The sequence below is a fragment of the Enterobacter quasiroggenkampii genome, assembly GCF_043972695.1.
Taxonomy (GTDB): domain Bacteria; phylum Pseudomonadota; class Gammaproteobacteria; order Enterobacterales; family Enterobacteriaceae; genus Enterobacter; species Enterobacter quasiroggenkampii.
In genome coordinates this window covers 2046765-2061259 of the sequence record NZ_CP143745.1, presented here as the reverse complement: position 1 = coordinate 2061259, position 14495 = coordinate 2046765, and the positions used below count along the sequence as shown (strand labels likewise).

General features: G+C 58.3%; 14 protein-coding genes. 7 read left to right on the top strand and 7 right to left on the bottom strand.

Annotated elements, in window-relative coordinates; genetic code table 11:
* The first annotated feature begins 78 nt into the window (after positions 1-78).
* Positions 79-1293: an MFS transporter gene (locus tag V1572_RS09815; RefSeq protein WP_048222198.1), complete on the top strand. Its 1215-nt coding sequence runs from the start codon at positions 79-81 to the stop codon at positions 1291-1293.
* On the top strand, positions 1283-2095 hold the full coding sequence (locus tag V1572_RS09810; RefSeq protein ID WP_395299913.1) for a Cof-type HAD-IIB family hydrolase: 813 nt from the start codon (positions 1283-1285) through the stop codon (positions 2093-2095). Before V1572_RS09815 ends, V1572_RS09810 begins: the two co-directional genes overlap by 11 nt.
* A gap of 59 nt (positions 2096-2154) precedes the next feature.
* Here the strand turns inward: V1572_RS09810 and V1572_RS09805 are convergent, their stop codons facing one another.
* Positions 2155-3387: an MFS transporter gene (locus tag V1572_RS09805; RefSeq protein ID WP_021240942.1), complete on the bottom strand. Its 1233-nt coding sequence runs from the start codon at positions 3385-3387 to the stop codon at positions 2155-2157.
* Between the two features lie 168 nt (positions 3388-3555).
* On the opposite strand from V1572_RS09805, the gene V1572_RS09800 reads away from it, so the two are divergent.
* From V1572_RS09800 to deoR, 3 genes are all read left to right on the top strand, one after another.
* Positions 3556-4284, top strand: coding sequence for a phosphatase PAP2 family protein (locus V1572_RS09800; protein WP_045908450.1), 729 nt, complete (start codon positions 3556-3558; stop codon positions 4282-4284).
* A gap of 7 nt (positions 4285-4291) precedes the next feature.
* Positions 4292-4900 (top strand): undecaprenyl-diphosphate phosphatase, encoded by a 609-nt coding sequence (gene ybjG / locus V1572_RS09795; protein WP_069719551.1) that lies wholly within the window; start codon positions 4292-4294, stop codon positions 4898-4900.
* 67 nt (positions 4901-4967) lie between these two features.
* Entirely contained in the window at positions 4968-5726 is a 759-nt protein-coding gene (deoR, locus tag V1572_RS09790; RefSeq protein WP_008503427.1) for a DNA-binding transcriptional repressor DeoR, read from the top strand.
* 87 nt (positions 5727-5813) lie between these two features.
* Here the strand turns inward: deoR and dacC are convergent, their stop codons facing one another.
* Entirely contained in the window at positions 5814-7019 is a 1206-nt protein-coding gene (dacC, locus tag V1572_RS09785; RefSeq protein ID WP_395299912.1) for a serine-type D-Ala-D-Ala carboxypeptidase, read from the bottom strand.
* Between the two features lie 241 nt (positions 7020-7260).
* On the opposite strand from dacC, the gene V1572_RS09780 reads away from it, so the two are divergent.
* Positions 7261-7887: a glutathione S-transferase family protein gene (locus V1572_RS09780; RefSeq protein ID WP_023326978.1), complete on the top strand. Its 627-nt coding sequence runs from the start codon at positions 7261-7263 to the stop codon at positions 7885-7887.
* Here V1572_RS09780 and V1572_RS09775 read toward each other — a convergent pair whose 3' ends face one another.
* Entirely contained in the window at positions 7888-9006 is a 1119-nt protein-coding gene (locus tag V1572_RS09775) for a PQQ-dependent sugar dehydrogenase (protein ID WP_048222190.1), read from the bottom strand.
* A 106-nt stretch (positions 9007-9112) separates the two neighbouring features.
* Positions 9113-9496 (bottom strand): biofilm formation regulator BssR, encoded by a 384-nt coding sequence (gene bssR, locus V1572_RS09770; RefSeq protein WP_395299911.1) that lies wholly within the window; start codon positions 9494-9496, stop codon positions 9113-9115.
* A gap of 216 nt (positions 9497-9712) precedes the next feature.
* Here bssR and rimO point away from each other — a divergent pair, with 216 nt between their 5' ends.
* Positions 9713-11038 (top strand): 30S ribosomal protein S12 methylthiotransferase RimO, encoded by a 1326-nt coding sequence (gene rimO / locus V1572_RS09765; protein ID WP_008501203.1) that lies wholly within the window; start codon positions 9713-9715, stop codon positions 11036-11038.
* Between the two features lie 63 nt (positions 11039-11101).
* On the opposite strand, the gene gsiD is transcribed toward rimO, so the two are convergent.
* From gsiD to gsiB, 3 genes are read right to left on the bottom strand one after another with little or no spacing between them, the layout of a single operon-like run.
* Complete coding sequence (gene gsiD / locus V1572_RS09760) at positions 11102-12013, bottom strand: glutathione ABC transporter permease GsiD (protein ID WP_021240948.1); 912 nt, start codon at positions 12011-12013, stop codon at positions 11102-11104.
* A gap of 1 nt (position 12014) precedes the next feature.
* Positions 12015-12935 (bottom strand): glutathione ABC transporter permease GsiC, encoded by a 921-nt coding sequence (gene gsiC / locus V1572_RS09755; protein ID WP_008501201.1) that lies wholly within the window; start codon positions 12933-12935, stop codon positions 12015-12017.
* Between the two features lie 5 nt (positions 12936-12940).
* Positions 12941-14479, bottom strand: a complete 1539-nt coding sequence (gene gsiB, locus V1572_RS09750; protein ID WP_023292928.1) for a glutathione ABC transporter substrate-binding protein GsiB — start codon at positions 14477-14479, stop codon at positions 12941-12943.
* Between the last annotated feature and the right edge of the window lie 16 nt (positions 14480-14495).

Genomic DNA, 14495 nt, shown 5'->3' with positions numbered 1-14495 from the left:
TTCCTCACCTGGTTTGTGTACAAATGTACACAAACTTGCTAGTGTTGTCGCTATTGTTGTACTTCTGGTGCTACCCCAATGACGCTGACCTCTCCCCGTAAAGCCCTGCAGCTCCGCATGTGGGCGCTGTTTATGTTCTTCTTTATTCCCGGTCTGCTGATGGCCTCCTGGGCCACGCGCACCCCCGCCATTCGCGACATTTTGTCCGTTTCTACCGCGGAAATGGGCATCGTGCTGTTCGGCCTGTCGATAGGCTCCATGAGCGGCATCCTCTGCTCCGCATGGCTGGTGAAGCGCTTCGGTACGCGGGCGGTGATCCGCACCACCATGTGCTTCGCGGTGTTCGGGATGATGGTGCTGAGCGTGGCGCTGTGGTTTGCCTCACCGGTGCTGTTTGCGCTGGGGTTGACGGTGTTTGGCGGCAGCTTCGGCTCGGCGGAAGTGGCGATAAACGTTGAAGGGGCGGCGGTCGAGCGCGAGATGAACAAAACCGTGCTGCCGATGATGCACGGCTTTTATAGCCTCGGCACGCTGGCCGGGGCGGGCGTGGGGATGGCGCTGACGGCCTTCGGCATGACCGCGAATCTGCATATCCTGCTGGCGGCGCTGGTGTGCATTATTCCGATTCTGACCGGCATCCGGGCGATCCCGGACGGCACCGGCAAGAACGCCTCAGATGAACAGCATTCGGCCGAAAAAGGACTGCCCTTCTACCGTGATTATCAGCTGATGCTGATTGGCGTGGTGGTGCTGGCGATGGCGTTCGCGGAAGGGTCCGCCAACGACTGGCTGCCGCTGCTGATGGTGGACGGTCACGGCTTTAGCCCAACCTCCGGCTCGCTGATCTACGCCGGGTTTACGCTGGGGATGACCGTCGGGCGCTTCACCGGCGGCTGGTTTATCGACCGCTACAGCCGCGTGGCGGTGGTGCGCGCCAGCGCCCTGCTCGGCGGGCTGGGTATCGCGATGATTATCTTTGTGGATGTGGACTGGATTGCCGGCGTCTCGGTGATCCTCTGGGGGCTGGGCGCGTCCCTCGGCTTCCCGCTGACCATCTCCGCCGCCAGCGACACCGGCCCGGATGCCCCGACGCGCGTCAGCGTGGTGGCGACAACCGGCTATCTCGCCTTCCTGGTCGGGCCGCCGCTGCTCGGCTTCCTCGGGGAGCACTACGGGCTGCGCAGCGCCATGCTGGTGGTATTAGGGTTGGTGATCGTCGCGGCGCTGGTGGCGCGCGCGGTGGCAAAGCCGGAAACGAAACACACGACACTGGAGAAGGGATATGAGCGTTAAACTGATCGCCGTCGACATGGATGGCACATTCCTGAGTGATGCCAAGACCTACAATCGCCCGCGCTTTCTGGCGCAGTACGCGCGCATGAAGGCGCAAGGCATTCGCTTCGTGGTCGCCAGCGGCAACCAGTACTACCAGCTGATCTCCTTTTTCCCGGAGATTGCGCACGAAATTTCATTCGTCGCCGAAAACGGCGGCTGGGTCGTGAGTGAGGGTGAAGACGTCTTCAACGGTGAACTGTCGAAAGCCCATTTCGAGACCGTCGCGAACGTGTTAAACGACGTGCCGGGCATCGAGATCATCGCCTGCGGGAAGAGCAGCGCCTACACGCTCAAGTGCTATGACGAGGGCTTTAAGGCCATCGCGGCAAAGTACTATCACCGTCTGGAAATGGTCAGCGATTTCGGCAACCTGAACGATATTTTCTTCAAGTTCGGGCTTAACGTATCCGATGATGAAATTCCGCGTATTCAGGCGCTGCTGCATGAAAAACTCAGCGACATCATGGTGCCCGTCACCACCGGTCACGGCAGTATCGACCTGATTATCCCCGGCGTGCATAAAGCCAACGGCCTGCGGATCCTGCAGCAGCGCTGGGGGATAGAGAACAGCGACGTGGTGGCCTTCGGCGACAGCGGCAACGACGTGGAGATGCTGCGCCAGTCCGGGTTCAGCTTTGCGATGGCGAATGCCAGACCGCATATCAAAGCGGCGGCGCGTTTTGAAGCGCCGCATAATAACGAGGAAGGCGTGCTGGATGTGATTGAGAAGGTGCTGGATGGGGAAGATCCGTTTAATTGATCGCGTGCGGTCTGGTGCCCTCACCCTGACCCTCTCCCACAGGGAGAGGGAATAAACAGTTAAGGTTGCAGGGCGTTTCCGACGCGCTTGTCTTTCAGGAACACCACCATCAGGCCAACCCACAACACGCCGTTGGCGAGGTTAAACAGACTGAACAGCCCGTTGCCTCCCATCGCGTAGGCATGCTTGCTCACCTCGATACCGACGGTAAAAATCAGCATCTGCAGCATCCCCATCGCCGCGGAGACCGTACCTTTACTCATCTCGCTGGCAAACAGCGTCAGGCGCACCAGCCCGGCGTTCGCCACGCCAATCCCGAAGGCGTAAATGCTGAGTCCTGCCGTCATCCACAGATAAGCGTGTGATGACGCAACGGTCGCCACCGCCGCCAGAATCAGCCCGGCCGCAATCGGCCAGCCGCCCATGATAATCAGTGAACGCACGGTGCGGCGTGACGTCAGACGCGCCAGCACCAGGTTACCGATAATCAGCGCGCCAAAGATTGGTACCTGCAACAGGCCATACTCGTAGCTGCTCAGCTTTTCACCGCTGATGATAATGACCGGTGACTGGGCAATCCACGCCAGCAGCGGCAGGCTAACGAACCCGGTCGCCAGCGCGCCCGCCACAAAGCGGCCATTCTTCAGCACTTCTTTGTAATCCCGCCCCAGCTCTTTCAGCGAGAGTTTCTCGCCGATGCGGGTGGCGGTTTCCGGCATTGCCCGGTGCAGACCAAAGAACGCGATGGCGGCGAGAACCGCAAAGAGCACAAACATCCCTTCCCACGGCGCCATATGCACCCATGCGGCGCCTACCAGCGGCCCGAGCAAGGGAGCGATCAGCGCCACGTTCGCCATCAGCGCGGTAATTTTGATACACACCGCCTCTTCAAACGACTCCTGAATGGCGGCATACCCCACGGCGCCGATAAAGCACAGGCTCACCCCCTGCAGGAAACGCAGCAGGGTAAATTGTTCAATGTTTTGCGCCAGCAGCGTGGCAAGGCAGGTGACGATAAACCACACCACGCCCGTCAGCATCACCGGACGACGGCCAATACGATCCGACAGCGGGCCTAACAGCCACTGCAAAAACATGCCGCCGGCCAGATAGGCGGTCATGGAGGTCGGTACCCACTCGATTCCGGCGTTGTACTGCGCCACCACGGCCAGCATTCCGGGCTGGATCATATCGTTACCGATATAGGTAGAAAATTCGTAGAGCACCAGACACAGAGGGAAAAGCAACGCCTGACGACCCAGACGTGAACCTGAAGAAGAACGGTTTAACATGCAATCTCTTTATAATGACAAAATCGCGACGAGTGTAATGAAATGCCGCAGCCCGAGATAGTGATTTATCGAGGATAAACAGAAATAAAGCACATATCGTCTTCGTTTAAGGTTTCCTTAATTTGACAGATTTATGATAGCCCCATTACTCGTCAACGACCCCAAATTATGGCACTCACCTCCAGTCGTTCAGAATTGTCTAAGTTACAGACAAATAAGACAAAACGCCTTTACCGCTTACCGGCCCGCTTTTATGGTTATCAGCTTTTCATACTGATAGCCCTTGCCGTGGTGTTTACGTGGCTATCGCGCAATGAAGCGCTCGACAGATGGGTAACCGGCTTCTGGTATGACGCGGCGACGCAGAGCTTCCCGCTGCAGAAAGACCACCTGCTGGATCTGCTCAACCATCGTCTGGCGAAGTACATCGCCATCGCCTTAGGCGCCGTGGCGCTGTTTTACGGCGCTTACAAGCGTAACGCAAGGCTGGTGACGGCGGCGCTGCTGATGGGCGTTGGCGCGCTGGTGGTGGGCCTGCTGAAAAGCATGAGCCATCACAGCTGCCCGTGGGACCTGGTGGAATATGGCGGTAAGGCTGTCTCTTATCCCCTGTTCAGCGCCGTCCCTGCAGACAGCGGTCCGGGGCGCTGTTTCCCCGGCGGTCATGCCTCCAGCGGCTTTATGGTGATGGGGCTGTTTTTTGCCTTCTGGCGCGAGCGTCCGCGTCTCGCCTGGAGCTTCGTCGCGCTGGGCGTGGTGTTAGGTCTGGTGATGGGTTATGGCCAGATCATGCGCGGGGCACATTTTTTCTCTCACAACCTGTGGGCTGGGTGGTGGGTCTGGTTTTCTCAGGTGGTGGTCTACGGCCTTGTTTCCACCCGGTTTGCTAAAGAGTGATAACGCTATGCTAGAGAATCTGAATTATCAGCTGTTCTATCTGATCAATGCCACCCCGGCCTCGCCCGAGTGGATGATCGACTTTGCCACCTTTCTGGCAAAAGATCTGATCAGCATCGTGCCCGCGCTGGCCGCCATCCTCTGGCTGTGGGGACCTCGTAGCCAGGTGAAAGCGCAGCGCCAGCTGGTGATCAAAGTGGCGATGGCGCTGGGCGTGAGCGTTCTGGTGAGCTTCGTACTGGGTCATGTGTTCCCGCACGCCCGCCCTTTTGTTGCCCACGTGGGCTATACCTTCCTGCACCATGCGCCGGATGACTCTTTCCCGAGCGATCACGGGACGGTGATCTTCACCTTTGCGCTGGCCTTCCTGTTCTGGCATCGCCTATGGTCAGGTGCGGTGCTGATGGTGGTCGCGGTGGCCATCGCCTGGTCTCGCGTTTATCTGGGCGTCCACTGGCCGCTGGATATGGTGGGCGGCTTCCTGGTGGGGCTGATTGGCTGCGTGAGCGCGGCTATCCTGTGGAGCCTTATCGGTGAGGCGCTTTATAGCGGGCTCTCTACCCTCTATCGCGCCATTTTCGCTATCCCGATCCGCAAAGGCTGGATACGTGACTAACCCCGACCTGACAGGTTACACTTGAACCCCCGCCCTGCGGGGGTTCACTTTTTTATCCCGAGGAACTATGGAAACACGTCGCGATGACCGCATTGCTCAGCTGCTTCAGGCGCTGAAGCGCAGCGATAAGCTGCATCTTAAGGAAGCCGCCAACCTCCTCGGCGTCTCAGAGATGACCATTCGTCGGGATCTGAACAGCGAAAGCGCGCCCGTCGTGCTGCTGGGCGGATATATTGTGCTTGAGCCACGCAGCGCCAGCCATTATCTGATCAGCGACCAGAAGACACGCCTGGTGGAGGAGAAACGCAAAGCCGCGCGGCTTGCGGCCTCACTGGTACAGCCGCACCAGACGCTGTTTTTTGACTGCGGTACCACCACGCCGTGGATTATCGAAGCCATCGACAGCAGCATCCCTTTCACTGCCGTGTGCTACTCCCTGAACACCTTTCTGGCGCTTCAGGAGAAACCCGAGTGCCGGGTGATCCTCTGCGGCGGTGAGTTTCACGCCAGCAACGCGATCTTTAAGCCGCTCAACCTGCAGGACACGCTCAGCAATCTCTGCCCGGATATCGCGTTTTATTCTGCCGCGGGCGTCAATGTGCGTCAGGGGGCAACCTGCTTTAATCTGGAAGAATTACCGGTCAAGCACTGGGCGTTGAGCGCCGCGCAGTACCATGTGCTGGTGGTCGATCACAGCAAGTTTGGTAAGGTACGTTCGGCAAGAATGGGCGAGCTGGCGCAGTTCGATGCCATCGTCAGCGATTGCCGCCCGGACGACGAGATTGTGGCCCACGCGAAGGCGCAGCAGGTGAAGTTGATGTATTGAGGTTATGCCGGGTGGCGCTGCGCTTACCCGGCCTACAACGGCTCGAACGTAGGCCGGGTAAGGCGAAGCCGCCACCCGGCAAAAAACTTAGCTAAACCAACTGCCAAACCACCCGTGGAATTTCATCATCACGAAATCCCACATCCGGCTGAAGAAGCCGCCCTCTTCCACCGCTTCCATCACAATCAGCGGACGCTGTTCAATCGATTTACCGTTAAGCTGGAAATCAATCGTCCCGACCACCTGGCCCTTTTTCAGCGGAGCCGTAAGCTGCGGGTCAGTCAGGGTGTAGCTGGCCTTCAGGTTTTTCAGCTGGCCGCGCGGAATGGTCACCGAGCCCGCCTCACCCGCGCCCAGTTTCACTTCGCTCTTGTCACCAAACCAGACGCGCTGGCTGACGAACGTGGCATCCGGCTTAATCGGCGTCACGGTTTCATAGAAGCGGAAGCCCCAGGTCAGCAGTTTTTCGGATTCGTTAAAGCGAATGCGGTCGGTTTTGGTGCCCAGCACCACCGAAATCAGGCGCATGTCGCCCTGGGTCGCGGAGGCCACCAGGTTATAGCCTGCACCCGCCGTGGTGCCGGTTTTCATCCCGTCCACGTTGACGTTGCTGCTCCACAGCAGGCGGTTGCGGTTCGGCTGGCGAATTTTGTTGAAGGTAAACTCTTTCTCTTTGTGGATGGCGTATTCATCCGGCACGTCGTGGATCAGCGCTTTCCCCAGCAGCGCCATGTCGCGCGCGGTGCTGAACTGGCCCGGCGCATCCAGACCGTGAACGGTTTTAAAGGTTGTATTGGTCAGGCCCAGCTTTTGCGCGTAGCCATTCATCAAACCAATGAAAGAATCCTGGCTGCCGGCAACGTAATCGGCCAGCGCGATACACGCATCATTTCCCGACTGAATAATCACCCCTTTATTCAGATCGGAAACGGAAACCTGATCGCCAGGCTTCAGGAACATCACGGAAGAACCCCGCAGCGCCGGGTTGCCGGTCGCCCACGCGTCCTTCCCGATGGTCACCATATCGTCCAGCTTGATCTTGCCCGCTTTCAGCGCCTGGCCCACCACATAGCTGGTCATGATTTTAGTCAGGCTTGCCGGATCGAGTTTCTCATCCGCATTCCCTTCCGCCAGCACTTTACCGCTGGCGTAGTCCATCAGGATCCAGGCGCGCGCATCCACGGGCGGCGCTTCGGGCGCAGCCTGTTCAGCTGCGTAGAGCGTTGGTGCAAACAGGAAAAGAAGCGCAGAGCCTGCCGCCAGGCTGCGCAGAGAAGTCATTTTACGCGTCATAAATGCCACCCGAGTGTCCATTCAAAAATTACGTCACATCACCGTGTCGCAAGAAGCGATGAGTAATAGCGCACTAAAACCGTTAAAGAAACCCAACGAGGGTAAAGTTATTAAAGTTTATGCAATAACATTCAGATACGCTTTGATTAAGACGATTTTTTTGTCTTCTGTTGCGTAATTGTTAGGTTTATCTCACCATGGCGAAAGGCTGACTCGGATTCACATCTCATCGGGAGTAAATATGATTACGCTGTGGGGCAGGAATAATTCGACCAACGTTAAGAAAGTGCTCTGGACGCTGGAAGAGCTGGATTTACCGTTCAATCAAATCATGGCTGGCATGGCGTTCGGCGTGAACAAAGAGGCCGACTATCTGGCCATGAACCCGAACGGCCTGGTGCCGCTGCTGCGCGATGATGAAACAGACGCGACGCTTTGGGAGTCCAACACCATTGTCCGTTACCTCGCCGCGCAGTACGGTCAGGGCCGCCTGTGGGTTGAAAACCCGGCCCGGCGCGCTCAGGGCGAAAAGTGGATGGACTGGGCGAACCAGACGCTGTCCCCAACCCACCGCGTGATCCTGATGGGGCTTATCCGCACGCCGGAAGCTGAACGCGACTATCCCGCGATTCACGCCGCGCAGGATGCCTGCGAAAATCTGTTTGCGATGATGGATGACGAGCTGGCGAAGCACGCCTGGTTCTCCGGCGAGGCGTTCGGCACAGGCGATATCGCCGTGGCACCCTTCGTCTGGAACCTGACCAATATGGGTCTGAAGTGGACGCCACGCCCTCATCTTGAGCGCTGGCTTAAACAGCTGAGCGATCGCCCGGCTTACCGTAACGTCGTGATGATCCCGGTCACCTGATTACGCGCCGGACGGGCTGACTTTCAACAGTTGCCCGTCCGTCTCGTCAGTCAGGACATACAGATACCCATCCGGCCCCACCCGCACGTCGCGAATACGCTGGTCCCGGTCGCCCAGAATGCGCCCGTCCTCCGTCACCTTGTTTCCCTCCACGCTCAGCACGATCACGTCCTTCTCCTTCAGCGCGCCGATAAACAGCTTGTTTTTCCACTGCGGGAAGACGTCACTGTTGTAAAACGCCATGCCGCTCACCGCGGGTGAGACTTTCCAGACGAACAGCGGCTTCTCGGTGCCCTCAACATGCTCGCCTTTGGCTTCCGGGATTTTCAGGCCGCTGTAGTTAATGCCGTGCGTGGCCAGCGGCCAGCCGTAGTTCTTACCTTTCTCCGGAATGTTGATCTCATCCCCGCCGCGCGGGCCATGCTCGTTCAGCCACAGCGTGTCGCTCCAAGGGTTCATCGCCATCCCCTGCGGGTTGCGAATGCCGTAAGACCAGATTTCGGGTCGCGCACCGGGGGTGTTCACAAAGGGGTTATCCGACGGGACTTTCCCGTCTTCGGTGAGGCGCACCACTTTGCCCTGCAATTTATCCAGATCCTGCGCCGTCGGACGCTGATTGTTCTCGCCGAGTCCAATAAAGAGAGAGCCTTTGCCGTCGAACACCAGCCGCCCGCCAAAATGGTTACCGGTTGAGAGTTTCGGCATCTGGCGGAACGCCACCTGGAATCCCTCGATGCGGGAATAGTCGTCGCTCAGGCGGCCATAGCCCACCGCCGTTCCGGCTTTGCCGTCATGCCCGGCCTCGGCGTAGCTCAGCCAGACGCGGCGCGACTTCTCAAAATCCGGCGCCAATACCACATCCAGCAATCCTCCCTGACCGTTTGCCCAGACCTTCGGTACGCCGACAATCGGATCGGAGAGCCCTTTTCCGGTCTGCCAGCGTTTGAGCTGACCGCCCTTCAGGGTCACCAGCAGCCCGTCATTATCCGGCAGGAACGCCAGGGACCAGGGGTGATCGAGTCTGTTTTGCAGCACCTCGACCTTCACTGCCTCTGGCGCAGCAAGAAGTGAAAACGAAATAAATAACGCAGGCAGGGAAATCAGCGAGGATCGAGGCATAACGCGCTCCTTTATCGGCATATGGCATAAAGATTAGCCACTGCGTCCGGGCGCGTTATCACTTTTACAAAAGCTTAAGCAGAAGGGGGAGTTGCCTCCCCCGGGATCAGTGCTGTTCGAGCTGTTTGTGCTCGTTCAGACACATGATGCATAGAGAGAGCGTTGTCAGGCAGTTTTCAAGCTTCTCCGCGTTTACGGCGATAAAGTTCGGGCAGTCGTGGCGTCCGTTCATCAGACACACCCCTGCAATGGAGAGCACTTCGGCGGCACGGCGCAGCGCGATCTCTTCACTTTCGCCGCCGTTCGCCTTCAGGATCGGTGCTTTTTCACGCATGAAATTACACAGTTCAAACAGGTTATCACGCAGATGTTCGCTTTCGCTGACTGACATATACCCTTTTGCCTTCCTCAACTGCAGGTACGCGGCCAGGTCGATTCGGGCGTTGATCAGCTTGTTCAGCAGATCGCGTTTTAGTCTGTCAACGGTCATGCTCTTTCCTCCTCTGTCAGCCATGGTGCATAGTCAGGATAAGTACATTTTTTGTACAGTTTAATGCCTGGGATCAATTTTTATTAACTGATTAACATTATTTACAATGTTACAACCTCGGCCCGACGCATCCGCCTTGCAAAGAGTGTATAAATCCCCCGCGATACGCTGTAAAATCCCGCCCTGATAACTCCATAATTGATGAATTTTTAACCTATGAGCAATGTTACGCACCAGCCGAAAATCGGCTTCGTCTCCCTGGGCTGCCCGAAAAACCTGGTGGATTCAGAACGCATCCTGACCGAACTGCGCACCGAGGGCTATGACGTGGTGCCAAGCTACGACAACGCCGATATGGTGATCGTTAATACCTGCGGGTTTATCGACAGCGCGGTCCAGGAGTCACTGGAAGCCATCGGTGAAGCGCTGACCGAAAACGGCAAAGTGATCGTGACCGGCTGTCTGGGCGCGAAAGAAGACCAGATCCGCGAAGTGCACCCTAAGGTGCTGGAGATCACCGGCCCGCATAGCTACGAGCAGGTGCTGCAACATGTTCATCACTACGTGCCAAAACCCAAACACAACCCGTTCCTGAGCCTGGTGCCGGAACAGGGCGTGAAGCTGACGCCGCGCCACTACGCATACCTGAAGATTTCCGAAGGCTGTAACCATCGCTGTACCTTCTGCATCATCCCGTCCATGCGTGGCGATCTGGTGAGCCGTCCAATCGGCGAAGTGCTGGCAGAAGCTAAGCGCTTGGCTGACGCGGGCGTGAAGGAGCTGCTGGTCATCTCCCAGGACACTTCAGCTTATGGCGTGGACGTGAAGCACCGCTCCGGCTTCCACAACGGCGAGCCGGTGAAAACCAGCATGGTGGGCCTGTGCGAACAGCTGTCTAAACTCGGTATCTGGACGCGTCTGCACTACGTCTACCCGTACCCGCACGTTGACGACGTCATCCCGCTGATGGCGGAAGGCAAGATTCTGCCGTACCTGGACATCCCGCTGCAGCACGCGAGCCCGCGTATCCTGAAGCTGATGAAGCGCCCTGGCTCCGTTGACCGCCAGCTGGCGCGCATCAAGCAGTGGCGTGAGATCTGCCCGGACCTGACCCTGCGCTCCACCTTTATCGTCGGCTTCCCGGGTGAAACCGAAGAAGACTTCCAGATGCTGCTCGACTTCCTGAAAGAAGCGCGTCTGGACCGCGTAGGCTGCTTCAAGTACAGCCCGGTGGAAGGCGCAACCGCCAACGAGCTGGCGGACCAGGTGCCGGAAGAGGTGAAAGAGGAGCGCTGGAACCGCTTCATGCAGTTGCAGCAGCAGATCTCTGCCGAGCGTCTGCAGGAGAAAGTGGGTCGCGAGATCATGGTTATCATCGACGAGGTTGACGAAGAAGGCGCGATTGGCCGCAGCATGGCGGACGCCCCTGAAATCGACGGAGCGGTGTACCTGAATGGCGAAACCAACGTTAAGCCGGGTGATATTATTCGCGTGAAGGTTGAAAACGCCGACGAATATGACCTGTGGGGTAGCCGGGTTTAATCACCCCACTCCGCTTTTGTAGGCCGGGTAAGGCGTAGCCGCCACCCGGCACATTTCACTGCACTACCCCTTTATCCTCGGATCCAGCGCGTCGCGCAGCCCGTCACCTAACAGGTTAAACGCCAGCACGGTCAGGAAAATCGCCAGACTCGGGAAGATCGCCACGTGCGGCGCAATCACCATATCTGCCCTCGCCTCGTTCAGCATCGCGCCCCACTCCGGCGTCGGAGGCTGTGCCCCTAGCCCCAGAAACGACAGGCTGGCCGCCGAGATAATCGACACGCCGATACGCATGGTGAAATAGACCACGATGGACGACACCGTCCCCGGCAGAATATGGCTGAAGAGGATGGTCGCATCGCTGGCCCCCATACTGCGGGCCGACTCGATAAAGGTCTGCTGTTTCAACACCAGCGTGTTGCCGCGCACCAGGCGGGCAAAGGCCGGAATCGAAAACACCGCGACCGCGATGATGACGTTGGCCATGCCGCTGCCCATGATCGCCACCACAGCAATCGCCAGCAGAATGCCGGGGAAGGCAAACAGCACGTCGCAGATGCGCATGATGATGCGGTCCCACCAGCCTTCGTAATACCCGGCAACCAGCCCCAGCACGATCCCGATGGCCGCGCCGATCAGCACCGCGAACACCCCGGCGGCGAGCGAGATCTGCGCCCCTACCAGTACCCGGCTAAAGATATCCCGCCCGAGCGAATCCACGCCGAACCAGTGGAGCATCGAGGGCCCGTCGTTCAGGCGGTCGTAGTCAAAATAATTTTCCGCATCAAACGGCGCCACCCACGGCGCCACGATCGCCACCACAATCAGCAGCAGCACGAACAGCCCCGCCGTCATCGCGACCGGCTGACGGCGGAAACGCCGCCAGAATTCAGACCACGGGGTGCGGATGTGGTCCGGTTTGAGCCCCGGCATGGCGTTTAAAACGGCCTGACGTCGCCAGTTCAACAATCGCATCTTACTTATACCTGATGGCCGGGTTAATGGCGGCGTAAAGCACGTCCACCACTAAGTTGATAAGAATAAACTCCAGCGAGAAAAGCAGCACTTCCGCCTGGATCACCGGGTAGTCGCGCATCTCGACGGAATCGACCAGCAGACGTCCCAGCCCCGGCCAGTTGAAGACCTTTTCCACCACGATAGAGCCGCCCAGCAGGAAGCCAAACTGAAGCCCCATCATCGTCACGACCGGGATCATCGCATTGCGGAACCCGTGCTTGAGAATGACCCACTTCTCGCTGACCCCTTTCGCCCGCGCGGTGCGAATATAATCTTCGCTCAGCACGTCAACGAACGAGGCGCGGGTAAAGCGGGCCATCACCGCCGACACGGCAGCCCCCAGCGTCATCGAGGGCAGAATGTAATGCTTCCAGGTATCGGCCCCGACGGTGGGCAGCCAGCCCAGCTCAACGGAGAAGATCTGCATCAGCAGCATCCCCAGCGCGAACGCCGGGAAGGAGATGCCGGTCACCGCCAGCGCCATGCCGAGCTTGTCCGGCCAGCGGTTACGCCAGACGGACGCCACAATCCCGGCGCCAAGTCCGAACACCACGGCCCAGCTCATGCTGGCTATCGTTAACCAGAACGTGGGCATAAAGCGGGTGGCGATCTCCTCCGACACCGGACGACGCGAGACCATCGAGATACCAAAGTCACCCTGCAGAACGTTGCCAATATAGTGCAGAAACTGCATATAAAGCGGCTGGTCAAGACCCAGCTGTTTACGTACCAGCTCAATGACCGTGGCATCCGCTTCGGGCCCGGCAACCAGACGCGCCGGATCCCCCGGCAGCATATGGACAAACAAAAACACCAGCACCGCCACAATCAACAGCGTCGGGATAAGCCCCAGCAGGCGTTTACAAACATAGTTCAGCATGGGCGTTATTTTAAATCCGCATCGTCAAAGCTAAAGCCCGTATCCGGCATGATGTAGAACCCGGTCAACGCTTTGTTATGGGCTGACACCAGTTTCTCCACCACCAGCGGCACCCACGGCGACTCTTTCCAGATGATGTCCTGCGCGTCCTTGTAGAGACGTGCTTTCTCCTCCGGTTTGGTGGTTTTCAGCGCGTCAGCAAGGTCTTTGTCCACCTGCGGGTTGCTGTAGAACGCGGTATTGAACAGGGTTGGCGGCCAGTTCTGCGAGGCAAACAGCGGCGAGAGCGCCCAGTCGGCTTCACCGGTCGAGGCCGACCAGCCGGTGTAGAACATCCGCACGCCGCTCTCTTTCTGCCCTTTCCCCTCGACCTCTGCCGCACGCTGTCCGGCATCCATCGCGGTCACCTGCGCCTTGATACCCACCTGCGCCAGCTGCTGCTGGGTGAACTGCAGCACCTTCTGGGCGGTACTGTGATTATGCGACGACCACAGCGTGGTGCTAAAGCCGTTCGGATAGCCCGCCTCTTTCAGCAACTCGCGCGCTTTAGCCGGATCGTACGGCCACGGCTGATAGCTTTGCGCATACGCGATAGCCGGCGGCAGCACGCCGGTGGCCGGAGTGGCATAGCCCGCAAAAGCGACCTTCACCAGCGCCTGACGGTTAATGGCATAGTTAATAGCTTCGCGCACCTTCGGGTTATCGAACGGCTTTTGCGTAACGTTCATGCTGATGTAGCGCTGCATGATCGACGGGCTGGCGACCAGCTCCAGCTTGCTGTTTTTCTCCAGAATGGCGGCCTGCTCATACGGCACAGGGAAGGCAAACTGCGCCTCGCCGGTTTGCAGCATCGCCGCACGGGTGTTGTTATCCACTACCGGACGCCAGGTGATGGTGTCCAGCTTCGGCAGCCCTTTTTGCCAGTATCCCGCGTATTTCTTCACCTTCACAAAATCGGTCTGATTCCAGGTGACCAGCTCGTACGGGCCGGTACCGACCGGGTGGAAGCCGATCTCCTTGCCGTATTTCTTCAGCGCGGCAGGGGAAATCATTGCCGTCGCCGGATGCGCCAGAATATTGATAAACGCGGAGAACGGCTCTTTCAGGGTGATTTTTACCGTCGCCGGGTCGACCACCTCGGTTTTGGCGATGTTTTTATAGAGGTTATAACGCTTAAGGCTGTTCTCAGGATTGCTGGCGCGATCGAGGTTAACCTTCACCGCGTCTGCATTAAAGTCGGTGCCGTCCTGGAACTTCACCCCGGTTTTGAGCTTAATGGTGTACACCAGCCCGTCATCCGAAACGGTGTACCCCTCCGCCAGCACGTTTTTGAGCTTCATCTCTTTATCCAGGCCAAACAGGCCCTGGTAGAACGATTTCGCCACCGCCTGGGAGAGCGTGTCGTTAGCGTCATACGGATCCAGCGTGGTGAAGTTAGAGCCGACGGCGACCACCACATCTTTGGCAGCGAACGCGGGGGCAGCGGCCAGGGCTGCCGTCACGCTCGCGGCTAACAACCATCTACGCGCTACAAATGTAACCATTATGTTCTCCTGCCTG